13 protein-coding genes are annotated in these 15,456 nt (G+C 53.7%); 12 read left to right on the forward strand and 1 reads right to left on the reverse strand.

Annotated elements, in window-relative coordinates; all coding sequences use genetic code 11:
- The first annotated feature begins 298 nt into the window (after nucleotides 1–298).
- The 8 genes from H8S80_RS02555 (at nucleotide 299) to H8S80_RS02590 (ending at nucleotide 7,734) form a co-directional block, all read left to right on the forward strand.
- Complete coding sequence (locus tag H8S80_RS02555; protein ID WP_002600466.1) at nucleotides 299–874, forward strand: UvrB/UvrC motif-containing protein; 576 nt, start codon at nucleotides 299–301, stop codon at nucleotides 872–874.
- Entirely contained in the window at nucleotides 867–1,901 is a 1,035-nt protein-coding gene (locus H8S80_RS02560; protein ID WP_187049035.1) for an ATP--guanido phosphotransferase, read from the forward strand. Before H8S80_RS02555 ends, H8S80_RS02560 begins: the two co-directional genes overlap by 8 nt.
- Before the next feature lie 73 nt (nucleotides 1,902–1,974).
- Nucleotides 1,975–4,425, forward strand: coding sequence for an ATP-dependent Clp protease ATP-binding subunit (locus H8S80_RS02565; RefSeq protein ID WP_002600464.1), 2,451 nt, complete (start codon nucleotides 1,975–1,977; stop codon nucleotides 4,423–4,425).
- Nucleotides 4,426–4,524: 99 nt separating this feature from the next.
- Complete coding sequence (locus H8S80_RS02570) at nucleotides 4,525–4,938, forward strand: hypothetical protein (RefSeq protein WP_002600463.1); 414 nt, start codon at nucleotides 4,525–4,527, stop codon at nucleotides 4,936–4,938.
- A gap of 63 nt (nucleotides 4,939–5,001) precedes the next feature.
- Entirely contained in the window at nucleotides 5,002–6,405 is a 1,404-nt protein-coding gene (gene radA / locus H8S80_RS02575; RefSeq protein WP_117630162.1) for a DNA repair protein RadA, read from the forward strand.
- A 94-nt stretch (nucleotides 6,406–6,499) separates the two neighbouring features.
- Nucleotides 6,500–6,976 (forward strand): metallophosphoesterase family protein, encoded by a 477-nt coding sequence (locus tag H8S80_RS02580; protein ID WP_117630163.1) that lies wholly within the window; start codon nucleotides 6,500–6,502, stop codon nucleotides 6,974–6,976.
- Nucleotides 6,973–7,545, forward strand: coding sequence for a DUF6434 domain-containing protein (locus H8S80_RS02585; RefSeq protein WP_029466002.1), 573 nt, complete (start codon nucleotides 6,973–6,975; stop codon nucleotides 7,543–7,545). Before H8S80_RS02580 ends, H8S80_RS02585 begins: the two co-directional genes overlap by 4 nt.
- Nucleotides 7,546–7,560: 15 nt before the next feature.
- Nucleotides 7,561–7,734, forward strand: a complete 174-nt coding sequence (locus H8S80_RS02590) for an acetyltransferase (protein WP_117630164.1) — start codon at nucleotides 7,561–7,563, stop codon at nucleotides 7,732–7,734.
- Nucleotides 7,735–8,012: 278 nt separating this feature from the next.
- Here the strand turns inward: H8S80_RS02590 and H8S80_RS02595 are convergent, their stop codons facing one another.
- A complete protein-coding gene (locus H8S80_RS02595) occupies nucleotides 8,013–8,900 on the reverse strand; it encodes a LysR family transcriptional regulator (RefSeq protein ID WP_117630165.1) in 888 nt (295 codons plus the stop codon).
- A gap of 153 nt (nucleotides 8,901–9,053) precedes the next feature.
- Between H8S80_RS02595 and H8S80_RS02600 the strand changes: the two genes are divergently transcribed.
- From H8S80_RS02600 to H8S80_RS02615, 4 genes are all read left to right on the forward strand, one after another.
- The gene (locus tag H8S80_RS02600) at nucleotides 9,054–9,497 is read left to right on the forward strand and encodes a MarR family winged helix-turn-helix transcriptional regulator (RefSeq protein WP_025530268.1); all 444 of its coding nucleotides are present in this window, start codon (nucleotides 9,054–9,056) and stop codon (nucleotides 9,495–9,497) included.
- A gap of 2 nt (nucleotides 9,498–9,499) precedes the next feature.
- Nucleotides 9,500–11,278, forward strand: a complete 1,779-nt coding sequence (locus H8S80_RS02605; protein WP_117630166.1) for an ABC transporter ATP-binding protein — start codon at nucleotides 9,500–9,502, stop codon at nucleotides 11,276–11,278.
- Nucleotides 11,275–13,176, forward strand: coding sequence for an ABC transporter ATP-binding protein (locus H8S80_RS02610; RefSeq protein WP_117630167.1), 1,902 nt, complete (start codon nucleotides 11,275–11,277; stop codon nucleotides 13,174–13,176). Before H8S80_RS02605 ends, H8S80_RS02610 begins: the two co-directional genes overlap by 4 nt.
- A gap of 120 nt (nucleotides 13,177–13,296) precedes the next feature.
- Nucleotides 13,297–15,357, forward strand: coding sequence for a methyl-accepting chemotaxis protein (locus H8S80_RS02615; protein WP_117630168.1), 2,061 nt, complete (start codon nucleotides 13,297–13,299; stop codon nucleotides 15,355–15,357).
- Nucleotides 15,358–15,456 lie beyond the last annotated feature (99 nt).

The raw sequence follows: 15,456 nt of genomic DNA on the forward strand, positions 1-15,456 counted from the left end.
TGGGGCTGCCGCCGTCTGGTCCGGCTCTGCCGGTTGCCTCCCGGCTCCCTGTGACTTTGCAGGGTATTAGCAGTTCTTAACGCGTAGAATTTTTCGTTCAGGGGAAATGCCCACCTGTCTGAGCGCAGCGAGTTTGGGAATTTTCACTGGTTTTTAGAAAAATCCTGCACGTTTAGAACTGCTTATGCCCGAAACCGGAGCTGGGAGCCGGGAGGGAACCGGCAGAACCGGACCAGACGGCGGCAGCCCCAGGCAGGGAGCAGACAGCAAGGAATAGCCGGAAGAATGGAGGTTACTTATGTTATGTGAGAGATGCGGAATTCGCGAAGCGAATATCCAGTATACAGAGGTAATAAATGGCGTGAAAAAGGAACACCATTTCTGTGCTCAATGTGCAAAAGAGATGGATTTTGGACCGTATTCCGCTATTTTTGACGGAGAATTTCCGCTGGGCAAGCTGCTGTCGGGACTCCTGGGAATCGAGGATACCAGCCGGGTGCCGGATAAGCTGCACCAGGTGGTCTGTCCGACCTGCAAGACCAGCTACGATGAATTTATCAAGAACAGCCAGTTCGGATGTGCCGACTGCTACAGTGTGTTCGGCCCCCTGATGGAAGAGAGCTTAAAGCAGCTGCAGGGGAGCACCGCACATACGGGGAAGCGGCCGAAATATCAGAAGATTTCCTATAAAACGCCGGATTTAAAGGGCAGCGGGGATGAGACGGCGGGAGATGCCGTTTATGAACATGAAGAGGAGATTATGGAGCTGGATGCGAAGTTAAAAGAAGCGCTTCAGTTTGAAGACTATGAGACCGCGGCGGTATGCCGTGACAAGATCAGGGAATTAAAGAAAGGACATGAGACGAATGCTTAGATGGTTTGAAAAGACGGACGAAACACGGCCGGGTGTCATCAGCAGCCGCATTCGTCTGGTGCGAAACTGGGAAGAGTATAAGTTCCCTGCCATGCTGGGGACACAGGAGAGCGAGGAGATGGTCCGCAGGCTGGAATTCGGGCTGAAGGATCTCGCGGAGGTGGAAGGCAGGAAATACGAATACGCCATGCTGGAGGAACTGGAGGAACTGGACCGGGCGGCGCTGCGGGAGCGGAGAATCATAAACCGTGCTGCGGTGGAGAAGAAAGCCCCGGCGGGTATCATACTGTCTGAGGACGAGGATACCAGCATTCTGCTAAACGGTGACGATCACATCCGGCTTCAGCTTCTCTCTTCCGGGCTTCATCTGGAGGAATTATGGGAGCGGGCCGATGCCCTGGATGATTACATCAACGAACGGTTTCCGTATGCGTTTGACGACCGGTACGGCTACCTGACTTCTTTTCCGACGAATGTGGGAACCGGGATGAGGGCCTCGGTGGTGGTGCATCTGCCAATGCTGTCCTCGGGGCGGAAGTTCCCGGCTTTGATAGCCGATATGAGCCGGTTTGGGACGGCAGTCCGCGGCGTGTACGGCGAAGGGGAGGAGAATTTTGGCTCCCTTTATGAGATATCGAACCAGAAGACGCTGGGACAGAGTGAAAAGGAGATCGCCGATGTGGTGACGAAGGCGGCCATCCAGCTGACCAACCAGGAGATGACCGTCAGGAAGATGTCCCTCCAGCGGCGGCGCCTGGAACGGGAGGACGAGGTATATAAATCTTACGGTGTGTTAAAATATGCCAGGAGGCTTACGGCCAGAGACGGTATGATATTTTTGTCTCAGGTCATGGCCGGAGCGGCGGACGGGCTGCTTGTGATGAAGGAGCCGTGCTCCGTCTACCGCCTCATGCTCGGCCTGCAGCCGGCGAATTTACAGAAGATATCCGACAGGCCGTTAAGCAAGGAAGAACTGGATATTGCGAGGGCGGAATTTATCCGTGGAGAATTGCCTGATTTAGAGTAAAGACGGTTTATTCCGTGAAACAACAAAGCATACGAGCTGAACGGAGTGCTCATTACAAGGAGGACAGACTGACATGATAGACAGATTTACAGCAAAGGCCAGAGAGTCAATTAATCTGGCCGTCCAGGCGGCGGAGGAGCTGGGCCACAGCTACGTGGGAACCGAGCATCTGCTGATTGGACTATTGGAGGAAGGCGGCGGTGTGGCCGCCAGGGTGCTTTCCGAGAATGGTGTTAAGAAAGAGAAGGTGATCAGCCTTGTGAGCCAGCTCATCTCTCCGGACCAGACGGTCCGTATGGAGGAGAGCGGTTATACACCCAGCGCCAGAAGAGTGCTGGAGAACAGCTACAAAGAGGCGGTGCGTTTTAAGGCCAGACTGATCGGTACCGAGCATCTGCTGATTTCCATTATCCGGGACAACGACTGCGTGGCTTCCAGGCTGCTCAACACCATCGGCATCAGCATCCAGAAGCTCTATATTGACGTTCTGGCGGCCATGGGAGAGGACGCTCCGGCCAACAAGGAGGAGCTGTTAAAGGGAGCCAAGACAAAGGGCAGTACGCCCACACTGGACAGCTACAGCCGTGATCTGACGGAGCTTGCCAGGGCGGGAAAGCTGGATCCGGTGATCGGACGCGAGACGGAGATCAAGCGTCTGATTCAGATCTTAAGCCGTAGGACGAAGAACAACCCGTGTCTGATCGGTGAGCCGGGAGTCGGTAAGACGGCGGTGGTGGAAGGCCTCGCCCAGATGATTATCGAGGGAAATGTGCCGGAAACCATTGCGGAGAAACGCGTTCTGACGCTGGACTTATCCGGTATGGTGGCCGGATCCAAATACCGCGGTGAGTTCGAGGAGCGAATCAAGAAGGTGATCGCGGAGGTGATGGAGGACGGAGAAGTCCTTCTGTTCATCGATGAGATCCACACGATCATCGGCGCGGGAGGCGCGGAGGGCGCCATTGATGCCTCCAATATCTTAAAGCCATCCCTGGCCAGAGGCGAGCTTCAGCTTATAGGCGCCACCACTATCGAGGAGTACCGCAAGTATATTGAAAAGGACTCCGCCCTGGAACGCCGTTTCCAGCCGGTTACCGTGGAGGAGCCGTCGGAGGAGGAGGCCATAGCCATCTTAAAGGGCTTAAGAGGCCGCTATGAGGCGCACCACCATGTGACGATCACCGATGCGGCGCTTACGGCCGCAGTGAAGCTTTCCGCCAGGTATATCAACGACCGGTTCATGCCGGATAAGGCCATCGACGTAATCGATGAGGCAGCTTCCAAGGTACGCCTGACCGCGTTTGTGGAGCCGCCCGAGATCAAGGAGCTGGAGAAAGAGATCGAGAAGCTGGAGGATCAGAAGGAAGCCGCTATCCGGGACGAAGCGTATGAGAAGGCGGGCACCATCAAGAAGAAACAGGAAAAGAAGAAAGAGAAGATCGATAAAATTCGTGAGAAATGGCAGAAGGATAAAGACACCAAGAAGCAGGTGGTCGATGAGGAAGAGATCGCCGATGTCGTCTCCAGCTGGACCAAGATTCCCGTAAGAAAGCTGGAGGAAGGGGAGAGCCAGAGACTGAAAAACCTGGAATCCATTCTCCACGAGCGTGTGATCGGCCAGGAGGAGGCGGTTACAGCTGTTGCAAAGGCGATCCGCCGCGGCAGGGTAGGGCTGAAGGATCCGAAGCGTCCCATCGGTTCATTCCTGTTCTTAGGGCCTACCGGTGTCGGAAAGACAGAGCTGTCCAAGGCACTGGCGGAGGCCATGTTCGGCACCGAGAACGCGCTGATCCGCGTCGATATGTCGGAGTACATGGAGAAGCACAGCGTCTCCAAGATGATCGGTTCCCCGCCAGGCTATGTGGGCTACGACGAGGGCGGCCAGCTCAGCGAAAAGGTGCGGAGAAATCCGTATTCCGTCATTCTTTTCGATGAGATTGAGAAGGCGCATCCGGATGTATTCAACATCCTCCTGCAGGTTCTCGACGACGGCCATATCACGGACGCGCAGGGACGTAAGATCGATTTTAAGAACACGGTTATTATCATGACGTCGAATGCGGGCGCGGAGAGCATCATTTCCCCGAAACGTCTGGGCTTCGGAGCGGTCGCCGATGAGAAGGCGGACTACAAGGTGATGAAGGACCGTGTGATGGAGGAAGTAAAGCATTTATTCAAGCCGGAGTTTATCAACCGTATCGATGAGATCATTGTCTTCCATCCGCTTAATAAGGGCCACATGAAGGACATTGTCACCATTATGCTGAAGGAAATCATGAAGCGGACGAAGGAACAGATGAACATCACACTCTCCGTGGATGAAGCTGCAAAAGAGTTCCTGATTAACAAGGGATATGATGAAAAATACGGTGCAAGGCCGTTAAGACGTACCATTCAGAGCAGTCTTGAGGATAGGCTGGCAGAGGAAATTCTGGATGGAGCGGTGAAAGAAGGGGATGAAGTTCTGGTGAGCCAGGGAGAATCGGAGTTAAAATTTTCTGTTCCCGAGCTCATAAAGAACTAGCCATTTGATTTGATTTCGTGTATAATGATGACAAGCGAAATCATTAATGAGCGCTTCGCAAAAAGGATAAGTAAACAAGAATACTAGGAGGGCGTACAGATGCCGGTAATTGAAGAATTAATCCGCACAGAGCAGGATGGAACAATCAGTTTTGGTAATTACAAGTTAAGCACAAAGTCAAAATTACAGGATTTTGAGCACGATGGTGATTTATATAAAGTAAAGACGTTTTATGAGATTACGAAACTGGAGCGCAACGGCATGTTTGTCTATGAGTCTGTGCCGGGAACCGCTGTGGAACATTTTACCGTTTCGAACAACGGCGTGGAATTTTCCGTCGAAGGAGACAAGGACGCGCAGCTGACCATTCAGCTGGAGGATGATACCGAATATGAGGTATTCGTGGACGACGCGGCAGTGGGAAGCATGATGACCAACATGAGCGGCAAGCTGTCTGTCAGTGTGGAACTGAACGAGGAAGAACCTGTGTCTGTTAAAGTCGTAAGAAGATAAAATCAGAATGGCAGAAAGAGGCTGGCGGTTTACCAGCCTCTTTTTTAGTAGGAAAGGAGCAGCATGGCAAAAGCGAAAGCGACATCATTTTTCTGCAAAGAATGTGGATACGAATCGCCGAAATGGCTGGGACAGTGTCCCGGATGCAGGCAGTGGAACACCTTTGTGGAAGAGCTGACGGCAAAGAAGGAACCGGCGGCGAAGAGAGGTCTTGGAGCTTCCTATGGGAACGGCCAGGGCGGCGCAGGGGAAGGCGGCATGTCAAAGATCAGGCCTTCCTATCTATCGGAGATATCGCTGGATGAACAGGACCGCATGCAGACCGGATACGAGGAACTGGACCGGGTGCTGGGCGGCGGCGTGGTGAGGGGCTCCCTCGTTCTGGTGGGCGGAGACCCGGGAATCGGCAAGTCTACTCTGCTCCTGCAGGTGTGCAGGAATCTGGCCGCATCAGGACAGAAGGTGCTCTATATTTCGGGCGAGGAATCGTTAAAGCAGATCAAGCTGAGGGCCAACCGGATCGGAACTGTGACAGGGGAACTGAAATTTCTCTGTGAGACGAATCTCGATACGATCGAGGGCGCCATCTCCGGGGAGAAGCCGGATGTGGTGATTATTGACTCCATTCAGACCATGTTTCGGGAAGAGGTGACTTCGGCTCCCGGCAGCGTGGGGCAGGTGCGGGAGTCCACGAATCTCCTGCTCCAGATCGCAAAGGGAGTGGGAATCGCCATTTTCATCGTAGGTCATGTGACGAAGGAAGGCGTGGTGGCCGGCCCGAGAGTATTGGAACACATGGTGGACACGGTGCTATATTTCGAGGGGGACAGAAGCGCCTCCTACCGGATTATCCGCGGTGTGAAGAACCGTTTCGGCTCCACTAACGAGATCGGCGTCTTTGAAATGAGGGAAAGCGGGCTGGAAGAGGTGAAGAACCCGTCGGAATACATGCTGAGCGGCCGGCCGGAGGACGCGTCAGGCGCCGTGGTAGCCTGTTCCTTAGAGGGGACGAGGCCGGTGCTTTTAGAGGTGCAGGCGCTTATAACGCCTACTCTGTTCGGTATGCCCAGGAGAACGGCCGCGGGCACGGACTATAACCGGGTAAACGTGCTGATGGCGGTGCTGGAAAAGCGGTGCCACTATGAGCTATCCCGGTATGACGCCTACGTGAATATTGCAGGCGGCCTGCGGATGAATGAGCCGGCCCTGGATCTGGCCATCGTCATGGCCGTGATCTCCAGCTTAAAGGACAAGCCTGTGAACCCGAGAACGATTATCTTCGGTGAAGTCGGCCTGGCCGGTGAGGTGCGCGCCGTTCCCATGGCGGAACAGCGGGTGAATGAGGCGAAGAAGCTGGGATTCGAGACGTGTATACTCCCGAAGACCTCACTGGACAAGATGAGGAAGATGGAGGGAATCCGCATGGTCGGAGTGGAAAATATTCGGGAGGCGATTTTACTGCTGTAAGAGTGATAAATAGGGTGGGGACTGCCATTGCGGCAAAACCTGTAATGGCAGTGCATCAGCCATCACCATAATAATGAAAGAAAGGAAAGCTGGTATGAGAGTCGGAATTCTGTCGGATACCCATGGCCTTTTACGGCCGCAGGTAAAAGACGTATTAAAGACGTGCGATGTAATTTTACATGGCGGCGATATAAACAGAGAAACCATTATAAAAGAACTGGAAGCCTTTGCGCCTCTCTATGTGGTGCGCGGCAATAACGATAAGGAGTGGGCGGAGGGGATGCCGGAGGAGTTGAGCTTCTCTCTGGAGGGCGTGTCATTTTACATGGTCCACAATAAAAAAGGGGCATCCAGCGAAGGCGTATCCGGTGCCGATGTGGTTCTGTACGGCCATTCCCACCGCTACGACGAACGGGTCATCGACGGCACGCTCTGGCTGAATCCGGGAAGCTGCGGTCCGAGACGGTTTCATCAGCCGATCACCATGGCGGTAATGACCATCGAAGGCAGAGCATACCAGGTGGAAAAGCTGGAATTTGCCCATGAGGAAGCGGGAGGAGCAGGAACATGAGTGAGCGGCCCAGGCTGGACAGGACGCTGGACGGGAAGACCTTTAGAAGCTACTATTATCTGAAGGAAGAGCTGGCGGCATTTTGCAGGGAAAACGGGCTGCCTGTCTCCGGCGGCAAGATCGAGATTACGGAGAGAATCGCCTGTTTCCTCGATACGGGAGATGTGCTCCCGGCTTCTGCAAAGACAAAGAGCAGGCCGGATGTGGGAGCGATCAGCGAGGACAGGAAGATCGAACCTGATTTCGTATGCAGTGAAAAGCACCGGGCCTTTTTCCGGGAAGCTATCGGCAGCGGATTTTCCTTTAACGTGGCCTTTCAGAAATGGCTGAAAAGCAACACAGGAAAAACCTACAGAGAGGCCATAGACGCTTACGGCCAGATTCTGGAGGAGAAGAAAAAGGGAAAGACAACGATCGGCCGGCAGTTCGAGTACAACACGTATATCCGGGATTTCTTCGCGGACAATGAAGGACGCACCCTGGACGAGGCGATTCGGTGCTGGAATTATAAAAAAGGGATTCAGGGACACAACCGTTATGAAAAATCAGATTTATCAGCCCTTTCATGAGAGACTAGAGGAGCCATGCAGATAAGGAAAAGGAGAATAGAGGATTATCGTGGAATTGGAAGCGCTCTGATGGTATTTGACCGCAATGAAACAGGGAACAAATTCTGGGAAAACCGCGGATTTACGGTGAGAAACGATCTGGTTTACCGGATCAAAGCCGTGAAGGAAATGGTCAGGATCGATACGTGATCCGGGAAAGTATGGCCTGTCCGGCATCAATAGAATAAAGCAGTATGGAGAACATCGATGGAAGCTGTATTCGATTCCCCATACTGCTTTTTTTAATTTCACAGGAAAGTCCGTCCTGTGAAATAAAAACCCTCCGGGAGAATGCGCACTTCGCGCTAAGGAAGTATGGCCGCTGAAGCGGCCGCGCTCCGGCGCGAGAGTCCGGCTCGCCGGAGTCTTTTTGTACAAAAAAGAGGCATCCAGGAAAACAAAAGCCTTCCGAAGCATTCTTTTCTCTACTACCTGGCATATGGAAAGTGCTCCTTCATGATGCGGATAAAGCTCTTTAGCATCTCGTTTCCCTGAAGCGTCTTATAATACGCCCCGAAGGAGAGCGGCTCCAGCCCGGCTACGGGAATCCGGATGAGGGAGGGATCCGGGGGAATCAGCAGATCCGGGAGTACAGAGATGCCGTAGCCGGCCTTTACCAGGACCGTCTCGGCTTCACAGGATTCGCAGAAGTAGAAGTCGGAAGGGGAACGGCCGCCCATCAGCTGTCCCTGGAACTGGGCGACAGCAGCCGGCGTCTTGGCCGGATCGTTTAAGACCAGTTTTTCCTTTTCTAAATCCGCCACCGTCACGGTTTCCAGGGCAGACAGGGGATTGTCCCGGGAGCAGACACAGGAGATGGTGACCTTCCGCAGCTCTTTGTAGAATCCGGGTACTTTTCTGGAGTCAGGCTCCTGAAATCCGATGACCGTATCCACCTCTTCCTCCTCCAGAAGACGGTAGAGCTGCCGGAACGGCACGACGCGAAGCTCCGGATGCACCGTTGGACAGGTGGCGGCCAGCAGGCGGAGAACATCGGCCAGAAGGAACATGTGGGAGTAGCTGTGGCAGCCGATGGAGAACAGCTGTATTTCCTGTTCCAGGGGATTCTCGAACCGTTTTGTGGCCCGGATGGTCAGGGCGAGTATGTTCCTGGCGTCGTTTAAAAAGAGCGTACCTTCCTGTGTCAGGTTCACCGTGCGGGTGGTGCGCACGAAGAGCTTCACATTCAATTCTGTCTCCAGGGAGTGGATCTGATGCGTGACGGCCGGCTGGGTGATGCTTAACTGTTCTGCGGCTCTGGCGAAGCTCAGCGTCTCCGCGACAGCCAGAAAGCAGGAAAGTTGAAAGGTATTCATGGATTTACCTCCTCTGATTAATAAAAGTATTTTATTGATGATAACATTTTTTGAATTCACTTACAAGGGAAAATCGAGTAGAATCATTCGTAACCGGTCTGTTAACCATGAAACAGTTAGGGGCCGAATAATCAGAAAGGAGTTAGAAAAGGCATGTATGAGAGTAATATCATCTGGCTTTTGAAACAGTTGAATATTTCCCTGGACCAGTATGGAAGGGAGGAGATGAAGAGTGAGGATATTACTCCGTCACAGGGCTGGGTACTGAATTATCTGTTCTCCTGCGGGGAACAAGCCACGTATGCCACGGATATCCACGCGGAATGCGGGATTTCCAGGGCCGCGATCTCTTCCATGCTCAAGGGGCTGAAGAAGGGCGGTTATATCGAGATGAGGGCGGTCTCCGGTGACGACCGGAAAAAACGGATCACCCTGACTGCGAAGGCGTACAGGGCCAGAGAGACGATCGAGAGCGTCCTGAAACGGCAGATGGAGCGGCTATGCAGCGGGCTCTCCGGGGAAGAACTGGAGCTCTTTACATACACCTTGAACAGAATGATTTCAAACATAAAAACAGATTGTGTAAAGGAGGAATAACTATGATAAAAACACTGCTTAAGCAGGTGAAACAGTATAAAAAGGAGTCACTGCTGACTCCGCTGTTTACCGCGCTGGAGGTGCTGATGGAGGTGCTGATCCCGTTTATAACGGCTTCCATCATAGATAAGGGAATCGAACAGGGGAACATCGGCCAGGTGTATTTCTACGGAGGGCTGATGCTCATTATGGCATTTTTAAGCCTTCTGTCCGGTGTTCTGGCGGGGAAATATGCGGCAGCGGCCTCGTCGGGATTTGCCTGTAATTTGAGAGACGGAATGTATGAAAACATCCAGAGATTTTCATTTTCAAACATCGACAAGTACAGTACAGCCGGCCTGGTCACCCGAATGACGACCGACGTCACCAATGTACAGAACTCTTACCAGATGATACTGAGGATCGCTGTGAGGGCGCCGTTAATGCTGGTATGCAGCATGGCCATGTGCTTCTTAATCAATGTAAGACTGAGCCTGATTTTCCTGGCGGCTATCGTGGTTCTGGCGGCTGCGCTGGGGCTGATCATGACCAGGACGACAAAAATCTTTGACGAAGTGTTCCGCAAATACGACGACTTAAACGCCAGCGTGCAGGAAAATGTATCAGCAATCCGCGTGGTCAAGGCGTTTGTGAGGGAAGAACACGAAAATAACAAATTCACAAGGGCCGCAGAAAATCTATACCGCCTGTTTGTGAAGGCGGAGGGCCTTCTGGCTCTCAACAATCCGGTGATGATGCTGGTGGTCTACGGCTGTATCATCTCCCTGTCCTGGTTCGGCGCGAAGTTCATCGTCGTGGGCGGACTGACGACAGGAGAGCTGACCTCCATGTTCAGCTACGTTATGAGCGTTCTGATGTCCCTGATGATGTTGTCCATGATCTTCGTCATGGTGACAATGAGTGCGGCCAGCGGAAGGCGTATCGCTCAGGTGCTGGATGAGAAGGCGGACTTGACGAACCCGGAGAATCCCCTTATGAGCATTCCCGACGGAAGCATTTCCTTCAGCCATGTGAGCTTTTCCTATAAGCACGGAAGCGGGGAAGAGACGCTTCATGACATCGATTTACAGATCAGGCCGGGTGAGACCATCGGTATCATCGGCGGTACCGGAAGCGGAAAATCCAGTCTGGTGAACTTAATCAGCCGTCTCTATGATGTGGACAAAGGCGTCGTCCGCGTAGGCGGAAATGATGTCCGCCGCTACGACATGGAGGTGCTGAGAGACCAGGTGGCCGTCGTACTGCAGAAAAATGTCCTGTTTTCGGGAACGATTCTCGACAACCTGCGCTGGGGCAGGGAGGACGCCACCTGGGAAGAATGCAGGGAAGCGTGCCGCCAGGCGTGTGCAGACGAGTTTATCGAACAATTTCCGGATCAGTATGAAACCTGGATTGAACAGGGAGGCAATAACGTCTCCGGGGGGCAGAAACAGCGGCTCTGTATAGCGCGGGCGCTGTTAAAGAAACCGAAGATTCTGATTCTGGACGATTCCACCAGCGCGGTGGATACCGCTACGGACGCGAAAATCCGTGAGTCCTTCGTGCAGAAGATCCCCGGCACCACCAAGCTGGTGATCGCCCAGAGAATCTCCAGTGTGCAGGATGCGGACCGGATTCTGGTGCTGGATGACGGCCGGATCAGCGGCTTCGATACCCATGAGAATCTGTTGAAGACAAATGAAATTTACTGTGAAATCTATGAGACGCAGATGAAGGGCGGCGGCGACTTTGACCAGCCTTCGGCTGCGGCAGAGACAGGAAAGGATGGTGTGAGAGCATGACAGAAGAGAGAACAGGGACGAAGGGCCAAAAGAGTGATACGAAAATGCTGGGCCATGTCATGAAACGGATCCTGGGCTATATGCTGAAAAATTATAAATTTTCGTTTTTTATGGTGGTAGTCTGTATTCTGGGGGCGGCCCTGGCCACGCTTCGCGGAACGCTGTTTATGCAGAGCCTGATCGACGACTACATTGTGCCCCTTACGAGTGCCCGGACACCGGATTTTTCATCTCTGGCAGCCGCCCTGAGGTCACTGGCAGTCACCTACGGGCTGGGTGTTGTATGTGCCTATGCCTACAACCGGATTATGGTCAATGTAAGCCAGGGAACCATGAAAAAGCTGAGGGTGGAGCTGTTTACCCACATGGAGTCACTTCCTGTGAAATACTTCGACACTCATGCGCACGGCGACATTATGTCTGTCTACACCAATGACGTGGATACCTTGAGACAGCTGATCAGCCAGAGCATTCCGCAGGTGGTAAGTTCAGCCGTCACCATCGTGACAACGCTGGTCAGCATGATCGTGCTGGACATTCCGCTGACCGCGGTGACGCTGATCATGACAGGGCTCATGCTGTTTGCCACATCGAAGCTGGGCGGCAAATCAGCGGCCTATTTTATCCGGCAGCAGAAAGATCTGGGAACCGTAAACGGTTACATCGAGGAAATGATGGATGGGCAGAAGGTGGTCAAGGTGTTCTGCCATGAGGAGAAGAGTCTGGAGCAGTTCCGCAGGATCAATGAGGAGCTGCGGGAGAGTGCCAATCTGGCCAACAAGTTTTCGAATATCATGATGCCTGTCAACGGGAACCTTGGAAATATCAGCTACGTGCTTTGTGCAGTTGTCGGTGCGGTCATGGCGCTGGGCGGCAATTGGGGGCTGACGCTGGGAACGCTGGTTTCATTTTTAACGCTTAATAAGAACTTTACGCAGCCTGTGACCCAGATCAGCCAGCAGATGAACAGCATCGTCATGGCCATGGCCGGGGCGGAGCGTATTTTCCGAATGCTGGACGAAGAGCCGGAGGAAGATCACGGCTATGTGGAACTGGTCAACGCGGATATGACGCCTGACGGCAGCATCACGGAAACAAAGGAGAGAACCGGCATATGGGCGTGGAAGCATCCCCACAGGGAGGACGGGACCATTACCTATACAAAGCTGGAAGGCGATGTGACGTTCAACGATGTGGATTTCGGCTATGATGACAACAAGATCGTGCTGCACGGCATCAGGCTTTACGCCACGCCGGGACAGAAGATCGCGTTCGTCGGAAGCACGGGAGCCGGAAAGACCACCATCACCAATCTGATCAACCGGTTCTACGACATTCAGGACGGAAAGATCCGCTATGACAACATCAATATCAATAAGATCAGGAAGCCGGATTTAAGGCGGTCCATGGGAATGGTCCTTCAGGATACCCATTTGTTTACCGGAACCGTTATCGATAACATCCGGTACGGACGCCTTGATGCGACGGATGAGGAGTGTATCGCGGCCGCGAAGCTGGCCAATGCCCATGGCTTTATCAAACGTCTTCCGGATGGCTATGATACCATGCTGACCGGAGACGGGGCGAACTTAAGCCAGGGCCAGCGGCAGCTTCTCTCCATTGCCAGGGCCGCGGTTGCAGACCCGCCTGTGCTCATTCTCGACGAGGCTACCTCCTCTATCGATACGCGCACCGAAACGCTGGTGCAGGAAGGCATGGACCGGCTCATGAAGGGGAGAACCACATTTGTGATCGCCCACAGGCTGTCTACCGTGCGCAATTCAGACTGCATCATGGTCCTGGAACAGGGCAGAATTATCGAGCGGGGAACCCATGAGGAACTGATCGGGGAAAGGGGCCGGTACTACCAGCTGTATACCGGAAATGCGATCGGATAACCGGCCTGGGCCGGCGCCTGGCGTATCTGTGCTGTATCTGGCATATTGCCGGAACTTTTTTACAAATCGTTTGCCCGTTATACCTTTAAGTATTATAATGGTCAGTAAGGAGGGGGCAAAATGATCGAAAATGTTGAAAAAGCAAAGAATCACGCGCCGGAAAAGACGGGGCGAAAGGAAAAACGGGCGACCGTATCAGGAAAGATTAACAAGCGCCTGATCAGCATCCTGTTCCCGGCGCTGGCAGTTCTGATTTTTGTTACCTGCTATATCGCCGCGCTGGCGGTTACCAACCTGAGCTATCAGGTGACTGAGGGCCAGACGAAGAATGCGGTGGACACGGTAGATGAGTTCTTTAACGGCAAGAAGAGCGCCGTGGGAATTTTAAGCTATAATGAAGAGCTTCGCCGGCTGCTGGAAGAGGCGCCGACCGCGGAGCAGATTGCCGGGGCGCCGGGGAAAGAGGCGGCGGTTACGCTGCTGGAGCGGGCCTACGACACCATGGTTTCCGACGGCGTGCAGGCCGTATGGCTGGCCGGAATTGGCAACGACACGTATCTGATGCAGACCGGAGAGGCGTGGGCCGCCGATCTGGCCGGTATCGACTGGGACGAACAGGTTCTGGAGACGATGGGACCGGTCGTGACGGATCCGTTTCTCGATCCGGTTACCGGAAAGATGGTTATCTCCGTCGTGGCCCCGGTTCTCTCTATGGATGACAGCAGTATCACCGGATACGTTGGATTTGACGTATTCCAGGATCATTTTTCACAGCTGCTCCAGGATATCAGAATCGGAAAGGGCGGCACGCTGGAACTGGTTACCGGCGATGAGTCACTGGTATACAGCTTCGATGCCAGCCTTATTAACAGGACGGTGGATGAGGTGGATAACCTGAGCCAGGAATACATAGACGGCATCCGGAACCAGTATACCGGAGCCATGACTTATAGATATGAAGGGAAAAAGTATTACTCCATCTTTGCGAAGAGCGAAGCGACGGGATGGGCCACAGTCGGCAGCATACCGGTGGAGGAGATCAATGCCCCCAGGAATCAGCTGATCGCGGTCATGGTGGTGATCTCGGTTCTCATACTGATCGCGGTTATGGTCATAGTGATCAGGCTGGTAAGAAAACTTCTTTCTCCGCTTTACGACATTGCGGTCAAGGTGGAAGGCTTTTCCAGGGGAGATTTCAGCGTGGATCTGAAGAACGACAGCGACGATGAGATCGGCCTGCTGGCGGCCAGTGTGAGGGGGACTATCCAGTCTCTCAAGGACATGATCTCCAATGCGACAACGGTCCTCGCAGAACTCTCTGACGGAAACCTGCGCCTTACGGTAGACGGTGTCTATGAGGGAGAATTCGGGAAGATCAAGGAGGCGCTGGAGGAAATCGCCGCTTCCTTAAATGATACGCTGGGGCGGATCTACGAGAGCGCCGATCAGGTATCCGAAGGGGCGGCACAGCTGTCCTTCGGAGCCCAGTCCCTCTCCCTGGGAGCGGCCGAGCAGGCGGGAGCCATCGAGAATCTGGCTGCGGCCATTCATGAGGTCTCCAACCAGGTGGATCATAATGCGGGGAATGCGAAGGCGGCCAGCGATAAGTCGAAGGAACTGGGCGGTGAGATCCTGGAGCAGAACCAGCAGATGAAGAAGCTGATTGCGGCCATGGACGAGATCCGGAAGAATTCCGGCGAGATCGGGGAGATCATCAGGGTTATTGAAGACATCGCGTTTCAGACGAATCTGCTGGCGCTGAACGCGGCCGTGGAAGCGGCAAGGGCCGGTGACGCGGGCAGAGGCTTTGCCGTAGTGGCGGAGGAGATCCGCAGTCTGGCCGGAAAGAGCGCCGAGGCGTCGAAGAGCACTGCGGAGCTGATCGAAAAGTCGGTCAGATCCGTGAAGCACGGGGCAGGGATCGCCGACACGGCGGCCCAGGCGCTGGAAACCGTGGCCCAGGAATCCGTGAAGATGACCGATACGGTCGACCGGATATCGAAGGCATCGGCGGAACAGTCCCGCTCCATTACCGAGATAACCAGGAACATCACTCAGATTGCCTCCGTGGTGCAGACCAACTCGGCGACAGCGGAGGAGAGCGCAGCGGCCAGCGAGGAATTATCGAGTCAGGCGCAGCTGCTGAAGGACTATGTCTCCAGATTTCAGCTGGATAAATAAGCCTTGAGATTCAGCCTTAACACAGGGGACTGCCGGCGGCAGTCCCCCGTTTCTGGATAAACTTTCGAATTTTTGTATTTTTTATAAAAAACTGTTGCA

The sequence above is a fragment of the Hungatella sp. L36 genome (assembly GCF_014288035.1).

Excerpts from the sequence above, each read along its gene's own strand:
- H8S80_RS02580 (WP_117630163.1), top strand. The coding sequence starts at position 6,500 with ATGAGAGTCGGAATTCTGTCGGATACCCATGGCCTTTTACGGCCGCAG.
- radA (WP_117630162.1), top strand. The coding sequence starts at position 5,002 with ATGGCAAAAGCGAAAGCGACATCATTTTTCTGCAAAGAATGTGGATAC.
- H8S80_RS02595 (WP_117630165.1), bottom strand. The coding sequence starts at position 8,900 with ATGAATACCTTTCAACTTTCCTGCTTTCTGGCTGTCGCGGAGACGCTG.
- H8S80_RS02615 (WP_117630168.1), top strand. The coding sequence starts at position 13,297 with ATGATCGAAAATGTTGAAAAAGCAAAGAATCACGCGCCGGAAAAGACG.
- H8S80_RS02610 (WP_117630167.1), top strand. The coding sequence starts at position 11,275 with ATGACAGAAGAGAGAACAGGGACGAAGGGCCAAAAGAGTGATACGAAA.
- H8S80_RS02605 (WP_117630166.1), top strand. The coding sequence starts at position 9,500 with ATGATAAAAACACTGCTTAAGCAGGTGAAACAGTATAAAAAGGAGTCA.
- H8S80_RS02600 (WP_025530268.1), top strand. The coding sequence starts at position 9,054 with ATGTATGAGAGTAATATCATCTGGCTTTTGAAACAGTTGAATATTTCC.
- H8S80_RS02590 (WP_117630164.1), top strand. The coding sequence starts at position 7,561 with ATGCAGATAAGGAAAAGGAGAATAGAGGATTATCGTGGAATTGGAAGC.
- H8S80_RS02570 (WP_002600463.1), top strand. The coding sequence starts at position 4,525 with ATGCCGGTAATTGAAGAATTAATCCGCACAGAGCAGGATGGAACAATC.
- H8S80_RS02560 (WP_187049035.1), top strand. The coding sequence starts at position 867 with ATGCTTAGATGGTTTGAAAAGACGGACGAAACACGGCCGGGTGTCATC.
- H8S80_RS02585 (WP_029466002.1), top strand. The coding sequence starts at position 6,973 with ATGAGTGAGCGGCCCAGGCTGGACAGGACGCTGGACGGGAAGACCTTT.
- H8S80_RS02565 (WP_002600464.1), top strand. The coding sequence starts at position 1,975 with ATGATAGACAGATTTACAGCAAAGGCCAGAGAGTCAATTAATCTGGCC.
- H8S80_RS02555 (WP_002600466.1), top strand. The coding sequence starts at position 299 with ATGTTATGTGAGAGATGCGGAATTCGCGAAGCGAATATCCAGTATACA.